The organism is Puia dinghuensis, from assembly GCF_014642875.1.
Taxonomy (GTDB): domain Bacteria; phylum Bacteroidota; class Bacteroidia; order Chitinophagales; family Chitinophagaceae; genus Puia; species Puia dinghuensis.
The window spans coordinates 287,345-301,839 of sequence record NZ_BMJC01000003.1 but is presented as its reverse complement, the minus strand read 5'-3'; the positions used below and the strand labels follow the sequence as shown (position 1 = coordinate 301,839).

Sequence of the window (14,495 nt, the reverse complement as noted above, 5' to 3'; positions counted from 1 at the left end):
ATTAGAGGTATTTTTTCAGTAGTTCTTTGAATTTTTTATCGTCGCGAAGCGCTGCCAGCTGCTGGTCTCTTTTTATTATGGCAGCTGCGGGTGTCTTTTTCCGGAAAGCCTTCCCGAACCAGGTCATCGACTCATTCACCTTACCCTGCAAGTAAAGAGAAGCACCGATGCAATAGGCGGTATAGCCATTCGTACTGTCCTGCCGCCAGGCCCTTTGGCAAAAGAGATAGGCCGAGTCATACCTGCCCGTGTTGAGGCAGACGATCCCCATCTCCATCGGGAAGGACGCCTGCACCGTGTCTACCTGTAAAGCTCGCGAATACAACGGCAGCGCTTCGGCATAATGCTGCATCCTGTATTGACAATAGCCCTGCCGGTAGATAGCGCCGGGGAGGGTAAGCCCGGCATCCTCCTGTGTACAGGCGGCATACTGCGCTACGGCATTGCCAAAGTCTTTCTTTTCCTGGTAAACGAGGCCCAGCACATAATGCCACCTGGGACGTTTGGTATCGAGGGCGGTCGCCTTTTTCAGATCGTCTATCGCCTCCGATAGTTTCCCCTGCTTGTGATAAGCATACCCCCTGTTGAACCAGGCCTCGCCAAAATTGCGGTTGTAGCCGATGGCTTTCCGTCCGTTGGTCACCGCCTTTTCATACTCTCCCCGTTCGAAATAACAATGTCCAAGCGAATTATAAATATCTGCCAGCACGGCAGCGTCAGCCCCCTGTTTACTGCTGCCTGCGATACGCAGCGCCTTTTCATACGCCATCGCCGCGTTGGTATAATCCTTCAGGGCCTGATAAGCATCCCCCTCGCCTTTGGCGGCAAACATATGGTGCGGATCGAGTTTTAATACGGCTTCGAAGTTGACGATCGCTTCCTTGTTATCTGCGATCCCAAAATGCGCCATTCCCCGTTTGTACAGCGCCGGTATATTGGAAGGATTGTATTCGATGGCCCGGTCATAGCTGCCTATCGCCTCTTTATAATCGGCAAGGGAATAGTAATAGTTACCCCTGGCAAATCGATATAAGGATGAAGCCGGCTCGATAGCTATTGCCTCATCGATATAGCCGATCGCGGAGTCGGTGCCATGACTGACAAAGCGCTGTGCCGCCTGCTCATAATAAGTTGCGGCATACCCCGAAATGGCGTTGCGGTCAGCGCTGTCCAGCCCACGCTCCCGCGCCCGGGAAAAATCCTTCGCTGCCTCGGGCAGCTTGTTGAGCAGGAGGTCGCAACGCCCGCGGTAAAAAAGGGCCAGGGCATTCGAAGAGTCGATCCGCAGCGCCTCGTCGAGATCGGCGATGGCGTCGGCAGGCATTTTCAACAGGACATGCATCTGCGATTTCTTCTCATAGATGGTGATGTCGCTCTTGTCAATGGTGAGGTATACCGTATAATCGGCCAACGCCCTGAAGTAGTTGCCCATCCGGGCATATAAGTCTGCGCGGCAACCTATCGCCGGAAGATGGTTATGATCGAGATCATACGCCTGGGTATAATCCTTCAACGCCAAGGCCATCGATCGCGCATTGTCCCTCATTTTTTCATAACAGCGGCCGCGCCCCACATAATAATCCGGGTTCTTAGGCTCTTTCCTTATCGCCTCCGTATATTCCTTCAACGCCTCCTTATACTGCCGGTTGTTTTCCAGCGTGCGCATCCTGACCATGAACGGCGTCTCCACGGCCACGGGCCTCTTTGCCACGGCTGCTGTATCAGGACTCTTTTCTACGACCCCGATCACCGGCGCCGCCTCCTTTTTTATGGGGATATTATTCACCACATCCCCCGCCGTATCGGCCGGATCAAAAAAGGCAAGCCGGTCGATATACAAATGCCACTGATTGTCATCTTTTTCAGCCTTTAGCTCTGCTATCCTGCTCACAATGGCATAGTCCTGGTCATTCACCACACTCCGGCCCTTGAAGCGGGAGTTGAAATATACCTTGACATAGAGATGCTCCTTCTTTTTCACCGGGCTGCACCGGATATTGCTGAATTCGATGGTCGGGCTATCGCTCTTTTTGTAAATGAGATCGATATCCTTCAGATACTTTTCTACCGGTTCGTCCCCCGATTGGGCGCTGGTTCGGATGGCCGGGTTGACATCGGGTTCTACCAGGACAAGCGAGTCGCGGAAGATGCGGTTACGGCTCACGGAATAGGAGGCCGTGATGCTTTCGGCTACTTCCCGGGTCTCATACGCGGTGCTTGACAGGGCGTTGAGCAATTCATTGAGTTCGGTACCCACTATCCTTTCGGCCTTGTAGCGAATTTCGGAGGCATCCCTGGTGGAAAGGGAATCCTGGGCAGCCGCGCGTCCACTGCAAAAAAGGAGCAGCCCTGCCGACAGGACTACTACATAACCGATCGCATTCAAGGGTGTCTTGATCATGGAGGAATTAAATTGATTTTGTAGCTTCAACCCCTATGTCGGATAACAATACATCCCAGATCTTCCGGGTCGATCCCTCGTAGGTTTTCTTATAGGTCTTTAGTACGACATTGGCATGCTTCAACGTGACATCGCTATACACCAGTTTACCGTCCCGGTAGCCCCTGAATTCCTGCTCGAACGAGACGGTTCCATATAAATTCCCATCTGGTGCTGGCTTCAAATCGCCCACGTACTGGACATGTGTCCACTTGATCTCTATCTTATCATACTGTATTTGCTTCACCTTCTTCAGATAGTCCCTGATCCTTAGCCGCAAAATGGTGTTCCTGTTGTTCGACGAGGTCTCTACCACCGCGTCCTCATTGACAAATAAGGTGATAGCCTGCGCCACTGCCTTATCCAGCTGTTCGTAGCTGGCCGATTTATCACAGAGGATCTTTAGGTAGTCGGTAAACTGAGCCGTCTTTTTTTCCGCCTTGTCCTCAAATTCCTTCCGGGATACCTCCCCAAGCAGTGCGCTCACCCTGGCCCACGCCACACTGTCGCGGGAATTCCCCACCGGATGGCTGATCTCCTGGGCGGGAAGACGAGGCGAAAAAAGAAGGCATACCCATGCTGCTGTTAACGACTTTAAGCAGTTCATAATCAGGCAAAAATTGGAATAATTGGTACGGCGTAAGGATGCGGAGCGTCCGGGGGACTGGACTTTTAACAGATTGGAATTAAGGTATTAAAACAATTTATGTACCACAGTTTATTGGTATATTATAGTGTCAAATTTAACCTATGCCCGCCATCAGCACCAAGGCCTGCTTATTCCTATGCCTCCTGCCCCTTTTCTTCGGCTGTCTTACCTCCACAACACCCGAAAAAGAGAAATTGGCCCAAACCCTCCTGGAGAATAAAGAATACTTCAAATTAAGGACCCTGCTGGCATCGGACCCCGACCGACTCTCCGGGCAAAATAGAACCTGGTTCCTCGCCTTCGTCGACAACGCCTTTAATAAAAATGAAGCTTCCAACAAGGACATCGCCACCCTCCTCGATGTATATGGCGCCCAGCTGACCGACTCCGCAAAGGCTACCCTCCTCCAATTGCAACAGGACAATGACTTCAAAACCTTTCAATATGCCCATGCTGCCGGTACCGACAAAATGCTCCTGGGGCGTTATCGTTCTGTCATCGACAGCACTACGGCCGATGAGATCGCCAATAAAAGCCTCATCGACAGCGGACTGGCATCCATCCCGGCCCAGCAGACATCCATTTCCGGCAACACGACTATCCCATGGCAAAAAGACAAGGTCGGCCTCATCGAGATCCCTGTCCGCATCCACGATAGTGTCGTCTCGTCCATCTTCGACACCCGTGCCAACATCTCCAGCATCTCTGCTACATATGCAAAGAAACTGGGCATCCGGCTGCTGAACGTTACCTATAGGGAAGGCAGCGGCGCCACCGGCAACACCTTCAAAGTAGGACTCGGCGTGGCGGACAGCCTCTGGCTGGGGGGCATCCTGGTGCAACATGTTGTCTTCCAGGTGATGCCTGACGAGGTGCTCTACATCGCCCCCATCGACTTTCGGATGAATTTAATCGTCGGCTACCCCGTCATCGCCCAGCTGCGCGAAGTGCATATCCAAAAATCCGGCTCCCTGCTTATTCCGGCGCAGCCTGCCGCCGGCAAACTCCGCAATCTCGGCATGGATGGCCTGGACCCCATCGTATCCTGTGTCGTCGGCGCCGACACCCTCATCTTTCAATTCGATACAGGGGCTTCCGCTACAGACTTTTATGAGAATTATTTCAGGCGGTTTGAAAAAGTCGTGCGCCAGGAAGGCGTGGCGGATTCGGTGCAAAGCGGTGGCGCCGGCGGCATGATCCGGCAAAATATCTTCTGGTTAAAAGATGTTCACATCACGGTGGGCAGCAAAACGCTCGTCCTGAAAAAAGTGTCGGTGCAGCAGCAGCCCATCGGCCATATCCGGCAAAAATTCTATGGCAACATGGGCCAGGATATCATGGCCCCGTTTGACGAGACGATCCTGAACTTCGAGTCGATGTATCTCGATTTCAAGTGATTGACCCGCGTCTATTTGGCCGTAGCCGTATCATTCATTTCTTTGATAAGCGCCGCCCCCTTAACGGGCTCTGCCATAGAAAAGTACAGGTTGATCAATTCGTATGTCCCTTTTTTGAATTCGGGCATGTTCTTATGCAACCGTTCGAAGCAGATGAGTTCGTTGACGGTATCCTTCATCATTTTGTAGATCAGTCCCCGCTCATAATCCTGGAAAGGGTCTTTGTCGATGAGCGAATCCAATTTATTCACCGACTCCAGCGCCTTGGGATAGTCCTTTTGCAGCGAATAGGCATCCACCATCAGCAGGTACATATTGGGGTCATGGGGGAAGAGCGACTTGTATTCACGCAGCGCCCCGATATAGCGGTCGGTGCTGAAATGCGAAAAGATGCGGATATGCATCAGCTGAAAGGCTTTCTCCTTCTTAAGCTCGGCCGGCAGCGTTTCGTATACGGTATTCGCCTGTTCATATTCCCCCTGTTCGATCAGTTGCTTGATATTATCCGTTTTCTTCAGGTCCTTGTTGGTGCCGTTGCTATTGAGGCGCTTCAGCGCGTCGGCCAGTGTCTTGCTGATGTTTTCCCCAGTGGTGTAAATATAAAGGTCGGCCGCCTTTATCCCCTCATCCCGCTTTACCAGTTCAAAGTCGTGGTAATTCACCCCTTCGTTACCATACAGCCGGAAGAGGATATGCTGCAGGCCGTCTTTTTCGTATTGTTTTATCAGTTGGTATGTCCCTTCGTCGCCTATTGCCCGTACGACTTTGCTGCCCAGCCCCCCTTGCGCCACCCCCTTTACGGCGCCGGCGATGAGGTTGTGGTTCATAAACATGCTGCTTGCATCGCTCACCCGCTGCGACAGCGCTTTTTCATCGAAAATCCTATTGAGTATGGTGGAGTCATGCTTAGCCACGCTATGTTCGACCCGGTGCGCCAGGGCCAACGCTTCTTCTTTGCTCACCGGCGGCTCGGGTAGCCGGCAACCACCGAGCGTGGCCGCCGCGGAGAGAAATATATGCGCGAATACGCCTTTGAATGAACTTAGGCGTATTCGCGCAAACCGCTTATGTCTGACCTTCGGTCGAGCCGCTGGAAGCGGCTCTGGTGGGAAAAAGGTCTTTCGGGTGTGTGCAAAGGTCATCGGAGTGATTTTATCCTTAAATTACAAATAAATCTCTTGTTAATGAATGTCCTAAGCAGGCTCTTTCTCTTCGGGGCTGCCCTTGCCCTCCAACACGCCTCCTTTTCCCAGACCACCCGTCCCGACAAAGCCACCCGGCCCGACAAAACGCTCGAAGCCCGCCTCCGTCCCCTCATCGACAGCTTCCATGGCGTCGCCGGTGTTTATGTCCATAACCTGCGGACGGGTAGGGAAGTGGCGATCAACGCGGATACCATTTTCCCCACCGCCAGCATCATCAAGATACCCATCCTCGTCGGCATCTTCGACAAGATATCCCAGGGCGCTTACACCTATGATCAATCCCTTGTCTACCGCGACTCGATGGCAAGAAAAGGATCCGGCCTCATGCAATTCTTCAAAGATAGCTCGACAACCGATTTACGCACCGCCATCAGTCTGATGATCACCAACAGCGACAACACGACGGCGGTCTGGTGCGAAAGGCTTGCAGGCGGCGGCCTGGCCATCAACGCCTGGCTGGAGGCCCACGGCTTTCAGGATACCCGGCTCAACAACCGGACACCCGGCCGCGAAACAAACCGGCAGCTCTATGGCTGGGGACAGACCACACCCCGAGAGATGGCCCGCCTCGTGACCATGATCCACAACGGCGAAGTGATCAATCCCGACGCCAGCCAAAATATGTATCGCCTCATGACCCATATCTTCTATGATGAATATGCGCTGTCCGCCATCCCGCCCTATGTCCAGGCGGCATCGAAACAGGGGATGGTCGATGACTCCCGATCGGAGGTCGTCCTGGTCAACGCCCCGCATGGCGACTATGTCTTTTATACAGCTACGAAGAACAACAAAGACCAGCGCTGGGTCCCCGACAACGAAGCCTGGCAGCTCGCCCGCCATATTTCCGCCCTGCTCTGGAACTATTTCGAACCTCATTACCCGTATCCGGCACTCCCGCATATGTAGCTTCCAACCCCAGCCGGCCTGCTTCTACGCGCCCGGGTAAATCCGTATCAATCTTCCCGACTTTTGTGCAAACGCCCCGCCCCGGTGGCGTAATACCTTTGGTCCATTAAAAAGAAAAAAATGGGAAAAGTCATCTTCATCACCGGAGCCTCCCGCGGTTTCGGGAAACTTTGGGCCGAAGCCTTCTTAAAACGTGGCGACAAGGTAGCCGCCACCGCCCGCAACCTCAGCACGCTCAATGATCTAAAAAAACAATACGGTAATTCCCTGCTCCCGATCCAACTGGACGTCACCGACAGGGGCACCAGCTTTGCCGCGGTGAAAAAGGCAAAAGAACATTTCGGCCGCATCGATGTTGTTATCAACAACGCAGGTTATGGCCTTTTCGGCGCCGTCGAAGAGACTACTGAAAAAGAAGCCCGCGACCAGATGGAAGCCAACTTCTTCGGTCTCCTGTGGGTCACTCAGGCAGCCCTTCCTTTTATGCGGGCACAGGGCAGTGGCCATATCATTCAGGTGTCGAGCGTATTGGGGTTGGTAACCTTACCCGTCCTGGGACTGTACAATGCATCCAAGTTTGCCGTCGAAGGGATGAGCGAGACGCTGGCCACGGAGGTCAAGGAGTTCGGGATCAATATTACCCTCGTCGAACCTAATGGCTTCGCCACCGATTGGAGCGGCGCTTCCGCTTTCCAGACGACGCCTATGCAGGAATATGAGCCGGTAAAGGCTGCCTTTCATGCCTCCGCGTCCGGCGACATATGGGGAATACCCGAGGCTACCAGCGAAGCGATCCTCAAATTGGTAGATAGTCCAAATCCCCCACTGCGGCTCTTTTTAGGTAAACTGGCGCTGCCGTGGACAAAGCAGACCTATACCGATCGCATGGCTACCTGGGAAGCGTGGGACGCCGTGGCAACCGCCGCACATGGAAAATAAATTGTAACTTTTATGTAACTTCTATAAGCCCGAAAAAATGAAACACTATAAAACACTCGTCTCCGTGCTTACAGACAACGGCTGGGCGCCGCCCGAACACCCGCTGTTTTCTGCGGTCCGTTGCAACCATGCCTGCACCCTGGGAGACCGGGAGTTTACCAGTGATTTCTATATGATCGGGTTCAAGAAGCTCAAGTCGGGCGTCATCCGCTATGGGCGAACGAAATATGACCACGAGAATGGTTCCATGTCCTTTTTCCGCCCGCGTCAGCTTATCGAATTTCGCGATCTCGAATTGGAGGAGGATGGCTTTCTCATCTTCTTTCATGAAGACTACCTGAATGGCCATCCTCTTCATTCAGAGATCAAAAAATATGGCTTCTTCGATTATGAGTCCAACGAAGCGCTGCATCTGTCGCCAAAGGAAGAGCGGACCATCTGGGAATTGTTTGATAAGATACAGTCCGAATATACCAACAACCCCGACGAATATAGCCGTGAGATCATCCTCACGCACATCGACTCCATATTGAAGTATTCCCAGCGCTTTTACAAGCGGCAGTTCTTGAACCGTAACATCCTGACCAGCGCTACCGTATCGAAATTCAACCAGCAGCTTTCCGATTATTTCGAGCGGGGCCTTCTCGAAACCCAGGGGCTTCCCACGGTGAACTATATGGCCTCGACGCTGCATCTCTCTCCCCGCTATCTCAGCGATCTGCTGAAAGAAGAGACCGGCAAGACTGCCATTGAGCACATCCATATCTTCCTCATCTCCGAGGCAAAGAACCTCCTGAAGGGGCCCGACTATACCGTTTCAGAGACGGCATATAAATTAGGCTTCGAGAATCTGCCCTATTTCTCCCGGTTGTTCAAGAAGGAGGTTGGCCTCAGCCCCAACCAATTCAAAAAACAAGCGCTTAACTAGTCCTCCTTTCTCCCCATACAAAAAATTCGGTATATTGACGCCCTAAAAGGCTCATCTTGAATACCGACATCACCCTGGATCTTAACGAGCGCCATAGTCTCGGCATCCGTATCTGGCACTGGACCTTCTTCATCGTGTTGACGGCATCCCTCATCACCGTCGGCCTCGCCTCTACCGTATTCCGGACACGCAATAACATCGATCTGGTGCAAAGCCAGCTGCGGCAAAAAGGCGTCGTCGTCTCGCCCGATCAGGCAAGGGCCGTCGCTCATGAGTTCAACGATAAACTATGGGGACTACATACCTGGCTTGGCTATATCCTCTGTTTTTTCCTGGTGGCCCGGCTCATCATCGAGATAGCCCAGCCCGGCGAAGAAAAGCTGCGTAGCCGCATCAGGGCCGCATTGACTTTCCGGCCGGCGAATCCGCAGCAACAGGGCGAACAGCAACACTATCTTCTGGTCAAGCGTGGCTATCTTGTTTTTTACACCGCCATCCTCCTCATGGCCTGCACCGGCCTGATATTGGCATTCGAGGACGTGCCGCTCTTCCAGCAGTGGCGGGCGCCGGTGAAGTCATTGCATGCTTTTGTACAGTATATTATCTATGGGTATATCATTTTACATTTGGCCGGCGTCATCCGGGCCGACCTGGGCCGTCATCCGGGCCTGGTGTCGGGGATGATCCATGGGAAGAAAAGGGGATAACGTGAACAAGTGGCCTATTATAGGGACGATGCTCTTCTCGCTGTTTTGCTGTAGGGCAACGGCACAGATGCAAGAGATCACGGGTACGGTGTTTGACAAGACACGGCTCTTCACCATGCCCGGCGTCAGCGTGCTGAGCAATTCGGGTGCAGGCACCATGACCGACTCCGCAGGGCACTATCGGGTAAGACTACCCCTCGATGACTCCATATATTTCTCTTATCTCGGCCGGCATACCGCCAAGATCGCCGTCAGACGCATCGCCCGTGATTATCCGCTGAATATGAGTCTTGCCGTGACGGTCGACAGCCTTCCCCTCGTCGTGGTAAAACCGACGCCCTATCGATATGATTCGCTTGCTAACCGCGAAGAATACCGCAAGGTCTTCGATTATTCTCCCGACTATATCGTAGGCGGCTCGGGCGCTGGGGTCGGACTCAGTCTCGACGCGATCTTCAATGCCCGAAAGATCCGCCAGACCCTTGCTTTACAACGCCGCCTCATCGAAGAAGAACAAGATAAATACGTCGACTATCGCTTCAACCGCACCCTTGTCAAAAAAATAACGGGCCTCCAGAAACCCTTGCTCGATACCTTTATGCGGCTATACCGCCCATCCTACGATTTCATCCGCAACTGCGAAAACGATTACGAATTCTACAAATACATAAAAGATTGCGGCTTCCACTTCCGCGAGGCGTGGCGCCGCAATCTCCCCGTCGACCATCCCCATCCACTGGAGAATTAGCCCCGGTTTTTCACAATAAGATCATAACCCTACTATCTGCCACTGCTGGTTCCGGCCGCCGTTATTGGGCCATTGAATAACGCTTGCGCCATTTGCCGTGGAGGCGCCGTTGACATCCATGTCCTGACCGCTGTTTTGGTTGACAACTTTAAAGTAACCGAAACCGATGTCGATGACTTGCCATTTTTGGTTCGAACCACCATTGGACGTCCATTGAATGATGGAAGCACCGTTCGCGGTGGAGGCGCCGTTGACATCCAGGTACATAGAGCTGTTGCGATTGATAAGATTAAAATACCCGCTGCCCAGACTGCTAAACGACCATTGCTGGTTGTTGCCGCCCCAGTATGACCATTGGTCGGCGATGGCTCCCGCGGTGGTGGACTGGTTATAAATCTCCAGCGCGTCGCCACTATTGCGGTCGAGTATCTTATAATATGCACCGGAGGTGAACGAACCATACGGTTGCGAGATGCTGGTACTGCCCCACGCATATTGGATCCGGCTTAACCCGCTGCTATTGTTAAGAGAAACAGTAGTTCCGGAAAGCGTTAGTAAGCTATAGCTATCGCCAGAACGTAGTCCCGGCCAATATACTCCGCCCATACCGCTGGCCCTGAGCTGGTTGGTAACACCTTGGATATAGGCAATGTCCCGGTTGGAGCCTGGTGCGCCGAGATAATTATCACCGGTCGTCATCGGGGCGCCAAATTCGGTCATGATAGTACGCGAAGCATAGTTGATGGATTGGAGCGAGTTTTCCCAGTCGGCCGATGTGGTCAGGTTGTTGTTGAACCAGGTGTAATTGTGATAGGATAACAAGCAACCAGTTAACCGCGAATCGGCGCCAACATCATTTACATCTGTAGCGTATCCGGCGCCATCCAGCAGCACCCTGCCAGCAGGCACCGACGAATAGTTGGACAGCCATGTGGCATAGAGATTGGTCAGGTTAGCCACCGAGTATCCGTGTGGCTCGTTGAATACTTCAAAAAATACGTTGGAGGTGCTGCCGTATTTGTTTACCACCGTGCTCCACATGTTCCAGTAATCGGTAGTATTAGCCACTGTACCATTTCCGCCGGAAACATCCCAATAGCCCAGGATAACATTCATGCCTTTCGACACGGCTGCATCGATGGCGCCGGTGTAGGAGCCCCACCATCCGTTGTTTACGGTGTAGGTATTAATAGGTATGCGGATGGTATTGGCTCCCTGCTGCTGAAATGCAACGAGAATATTATTGGCCTTCGACTGCGTGGTGGCATAACTGTCTGAAGAACTAAGACCGGTAGGAACCACATTGCCGCTGGAAAAATTATCGTTGGGGTCGGCCCAGTTCAATCCTTTGACGCTGTTGACAGCGATATTGGCTGTTACTGCTGCGGAAGTTGCTGCCGTGGTCTTTCCGGACCTGGAGCTACCGGCTGTTGTAAGATCATTTACTGATTTCTGGCACGAGAATAGAAGAAGAAAGGAAGAGGCCAACATACAGGCATATCCCATGGCCTTGGCCGGGAAAAGCAATCGTTTCATGGTTATTTATATTTTAGGTTAAGCGAATAATGGCTAGAACAAATTACGGTGGGGGACAAGGGAACCCGGGGGGCAAATCGGCAAAAGATGGGGGGTAAAATGGAGGTTAGGATACAACGCATTAATTTAGTATTTTCGACATCGGCTTAATATCCAGAGTATGCAGATAATCCAAAGTATCCAAAACAGAATCCACGAGATCAGAGGCGAAAGAGTATTGCTGGACAGGGACTTAGCAGCCCTTTACGAAACGGAGACAAAAGCCCTCAACCTGGCGGTAAAGCGCAACATTCAACGGTTTCCTCCTGACTTCATGTTCCAGCTGACCAAGGAGGAATTCGATGCTTTGAGGTTGCAAAATGAAACCTCAAACGTCGTCGTACCGGTTTCAGACTCCCTCCAACATCTGAGGTTGCAATCTGAAACCTCAAAAACCGGCCGCGGCGGAACCCGCTATATGCCCTATGCCTTTACAGAACAAGGAGTTGCGATGCTCAGCGGCATCCTCCATTCGGAAAAGGCCATCAACATGAACATCGCCATTATGCGCGCCTTTGTCGAAGTGCGCCGCATCATCTATACGCAGCTCGATCAAAAACAGCAGCTGCAGGAGATCAAAGACCGCATCGGCGAACACGACGTCCAGCTCAGCCAGATCTACGACGCCATGGAAAACCTCCTCGACGAAAAAGCCGGCCAGCGCAAGTGGGATGACCGCGAACGCATCGGCTTCAAACAGCGCTGACGCCCATTCCCTTCGGGCGCCTCGTCCTTATCCGGCCATCCACTGGCCGGAACTAAATAATTTATAAAACCCTAATTGAAAACCAATAAATTACAAACCGGCCCAATCCGTCAAAGTACTATTACCCCTCAAATTGCGTTATTAAAGGGACCGTAACCCAAGATCAATACCCTAAATTGAAAACGTATCTATGAAACACGTAGATTACCTGTATTTTAATATCTACAATTATTTCTACAGGTTAAGCCTCTATCGGCAAAGCATGAACTTTCGCACCCAGGCCATGTACTTGTTTTCTATAGGCTCCGGCGGCTGGCTTCTATTGTTCGAATCCATTTATTTACATTTTATAAAACATACTCGGTTTACATCACCGATGCAGTCCATGATATTTGCCGGGTCCGTTTATGCGCTGACGGCAGCCCTCTTCCATTATATCTTTATTGTAAAAGACCGCGACCAGAAGATCTTTGGAAAATATGAAGGTCTCGTGGATGCGCATCCAAAGCAGCGGCGCCATCTGTTGATCTCTCTCAGTGTATTGGCATTGCCCTATGTGGCGCTGATCACTTTTGCTATGCTCTTCCCCAGGCCGCATTGATCACCGGACTCTTCCCAAATAATACTAACCCGGCATCGGTAGGCACTACCGGTCCGGGTAAGTGTTATTCTCTACCATGTCTATTTTAGCAATCGATTGCAACGAATTCCCTCTTAACTTCCCGCCGACGGAAAAACAACCGTCAATTTAACAATAAAAACCTTGCATATGAAAAGACAGCACTGCGTGCTACTCCTCGTAGCTATTCTCGGCATTACTTCCTGTGCCAAAATGAGCGATTTTCGACCTAACCCCACCGGCGACGGAACAACCGCTGACGCCGCCAGGTCTGCCGCACTCACCCGGTCGGCAGCCGCCCTGGCCGCCCTGCCCACACCACCCAATTTCAAAGTGGCTTATTATGCTTTCGACGCAACGCCAACCGGCAGCCCTGTCGTCAATCTGCCGCTAACCAATTTCGCCAATAATGCCAACGTAGTGGTATTGTTCGAAGGCTCGGCCTATGAGCTGGCCGATTCGGTGCACTATGGTAGCAGTAGCAGCTATATCCTCACCGTCAACCCCCATTATCATCACTATGCCGACATTCTCCGTGATGTGCATACCTTGCAGGCACGCGGTGTCAAAGTATTGATGAACGTCGATGACGCTTCCTCCTGGAATACGACCACCCCTTTCACTATGTGGAATGGCACCGGGCTCACCTATAAACAGTTTGCTGCCTATTTAAAGGCCTGCATCATCGACTCCTTGCATTTCGATGGCATCGCCCTCGACGTCGAACACCTGGGAGGCACGGCAGCCAATACCAATTACACCAATCTTATAAAAGCATTTGGCTCTTATTTCGGTCCGCTGTCTTCCAATAGCACGACCACGGTGTACACCGCCGCTATCTATGACGGCGCACAGGCCGGCTTTGCGATTGGTCAGCACAGCAGCGTCGCGAAATACCTCAACTTCGTAGAAGATATGGGTTATTTCGAAGACGATTATTCCCGCTTCAACAACTGGGCGCCACACATCGGCGACTCCAAGACCACGGACGGCATGTCCAAACAATATAACAGCCTGAGCGACGCCACCACCTTTGCGGCCTGGGAACCCTCGGGCGGTACAAAGGCCGGTATCATGGTCTTCGCCGGCAATGTGGATTCGGCATATACCAACACGATCTTCCGTGCAGTAAGATAAACAACCCATCATCACCCAATACCAGCGGCGCCCGTAGGGCGCCGCTTACGCTTTAGTGGGCCTGGCCGAACCTAGTTAAAAAATCTGCGGAATTTAAGACAGGTATTTCTCTGAAGGGATGTAGGACGAGCAAGTCCTTATCACCTGTAATAATACAATCGGCCTTTGCTGTTAAAGCTAAGGATAAGAATTTGTCATCTTTTGGATCACGGCAGGCAACAACGGGTACAGTTGTTTCGAATACCGGACAATGGCAAGAGGTGTGCGCTTATTAGACTATTGGTGTCAAAGACGAAGATTTTAATCATTCGACTTTAATAGTTCGTCCAGAATTTCCGGAGTAAGGCCAGCAGTAACAGCTTTTAAACCTATTTCATCCATTTTTTTCTTATAATCAGGAAGGGACATGTCGTTTACAGCCTTTTTCAGCATCAGACTTACGGCCTCATTAAATTGCTGTTTACTTTCCGGAGAAAAATTCCGGTAGATTTTGCCTGTATTGTCATCAACTTCCAAAACGATTCTGTCCATAATAG

The 14,495-nt window shown here is 51.8% G+C and carries 14 protein-coding genes and 1 pseudogene; 9 read left to right on the top strand and 6 right to left on the bottom strand.

Going from position 1 to position 14,495, the window contains the following annotated elements:
* Window position 1: 1 nt before the first annotated feature.
* Both IEY39_RS14615 and IEY39_RS14610 read right to left on the bottom strand, forming a co-directional pair.
* A complete protein-coding gene (locus IEY39_RS14615; RefSeq protein ID WP_188932800.1) occupies window positions 2-2,401 on the bottom strand; it encodes a tetratricopeptide repeat protein in 2,400 nt (799 codons plus the stop codon).
* 7 nt (window positions 2,402-2,408) lie between these two features.
* Window positions 2,409-3,047: a hypothetical protein gene (locus IEY39_RS14610; protein ID WP_188932798.1), complete on the bottom strand. Its 639-nt coding sequence runs from the start codon at window positions 3,045-3,047 to the stop codon at window positions 2,409-2,411.
* A 143-nt stretch (window positions 3,048-3,190) separates the two neighbouring features.
* On the opposite strand from IEY39_RS14610, the gene IEY39_RS14605 reads away from it, so the two are divergent.
* The gene (locus tag IEY39_RS14605; RefSeq protein ID WP_188932796.1) at window positions 3,191-4,486 is read left to right on the top strand and encodes a retropepsin-like aspartic protease; all 1,296 of its coding nucleotides are present in this window, start codon (window positions 3,191-3,193) and stop codon (window positions 4,484-4,486) included.
* 11 nt (window positions 4,487-4,497) lie between these two features.
* Here IEY39_RS14605 and IEY39_RS14600 read toward each other — a convergent pair whose 3' ends face one another.
* On the bottom strand, window positions 4,498-5,628 hold the full coding sequence (locus tag IEY39_RS14600) for a tetratricopeptide repeat protein (protein ID WP_188932794.1): 1,131 nt from the start codon (window positions 5,626-5,628) through the stop codon (window positions 4,498-4,500).
* Window positions 5,629-5,670: 42 nt separating this feature from the next.
* Here IEY39_RS14600 and IEY39_RS14595 point away from each other — a divergent pair, with 42 nt between their 5' ends.
* The 5 genes from IEY39_RS14595 to IEY39_RS14575 all read left to right on the top strand — a co-directional run bounded on the left by IEY39_RS14595 (window position 5,671) and on the right by IEY39_RS14575 (window position 9,922).
* A complete protein-coding gene (locus tag IEY39_RS14595) occupies window positions 5,671-6,600 on the top strand; it encodes a serine hydrolase (RefSeq protein WP_188932792.1) in 930 nt (309 codons plus the stop codon).
* A gap of 120 nt (window positions 6,601-6,720) precedes the next feature.
* Window positions 6,721-7,539: an SDR family oxidoreductase gene (locus tag IEY39_RS14590; RefSeq protein ID WP_188932790.1), complete on the top strand. Its 819-nt coding sequence runs from the start codon at window positions 6,721-6,723 to the stop codon at window positions 7,537-7,539.
* Between the two features lie 37 nt (window positions 7,540-7,576).
* On the top strand, window positions 7,577-8,467 hold the full coding sequence (locus tag IEY39_RS14585) for a helix-turn-helix domain-containing protein (RefSeq protein WP_188932788.1): 891 nt from the start codon (window positions 7,577-7,579) through the stop codon (window positions 8,465-8,467).
* Between the two features lie 56 nt (window positions 8,468-8,523).
* Window positions 8,524-9,174, top strand: a complete 651-nt coding sequence (locus IEY39_RS14580; protein ID WP_188932786.1) for a cytochrome b/b6 domain-containing protein — start codon at window positions 8,524-8,526, stop codon at window positions 9,172-9,174.
* Between the two features lies 1 nt (window position 9,175).
* Window positions 9,176-9,922 carry a peptidase associated/transthyretin-like domain-containing protein gene (locus IEY39_RS14575; protein WP_188932784.1) on the top strand — a complete coding sequence of 249 codons (747 nt, stop codon included), beginning with the start codon at window positions 9,176-9,178 and terminating at the stop codon, window positions 9,920-9,922.
* Between the two features lie 21 nt (window positions 9,923-9,943).
* On the opposite strand, the gene IEY39_RS14570 is transcribed toward IEY39_RS14575, so the two are convergent.
* Window positions 9,944-11,458, bottom strand: coding sequence for an RICIN domain-containing protein (locus IEY39_RS14570; RefSeq protein ID WP_229688911.1), 1,515 nt, complete (start codon window positions 11,456-11,458; stop codon window positions 9,944-9,946).
* Window positions 11,459-11,618: 160 nt separating this feature from the next.
* Between IEY39_RS14570 and IEY39_RS14565 the strand changes: the two genes are divergently transcribed.
* The 3 genes from IEY39_RS14565 to IEY39_RS14555 all read left to right on the top strand — a co-directional run bounded on the left by IEY39_RS14565 (window position 11,619) and on the right by IEY39_RS14555 (window position 13,959).
* Complete coding sequence (locus IEY39_RS14565; RefSeq protein WP_188932783.1) at window positions 11,619-12,203, top strand: ORF6N domain-containing protein; 585 nt, start codon at window positions 11,619-11,621, stop codon at window positions 12,201-12,203.
* Window positions 12,204-12,393: 190 nt separating this feature from the next.
* A complete protein-coding gene (locus IEY39_RS14560; protein WP_188932782.1) occupies window positions 12,394-12,804 on the top strand; it encodes a hypothetical protein in 411 nt (136 codons plus the stop codon).
* A gap of 168 nt (window positions 12,805-12,972) precedes the next feature.
* Window positions 12,973-13,959, top strand: coding sequence for an EndoS/ChiA family endoglycosidase (locus tag IEY39_RS14555; RefSeq protein WP_188932781.1), 987 nt, complete (start codon window positions 12,973-12,975; stop codon window positions 13,957-13,959).
* Window positions 13,960-14,011: 52 nt separating this feature from the next.
* On the opposite strand, the pseudogene IEY39_RS30240 reads toward IEY39_RS14555, so the two are convergent.
* Window positions 14,012-14,179, bottom strand: a pseudogene (locus IEY39_RS30240) (putative toxin-antitoxin system toxin component, PIN family); the annotation flags it as partial.
* An 80-nt stretch (window positions 14,180-14,259) separates the two neighbouring features.
* Window positions 14,260-14,490: a hypothetical protein gene (locus IEY39_RS14545; protein ID WP_188932780.1), complete on the bottom strand. Its 231-nt coding sequence runs from the start codon at window positions 14,488-14,490 to the stop codon at window positions 14,260-14,262.
* Window positions 14,491-14,495: the final 5 nt, after the last annotated feature.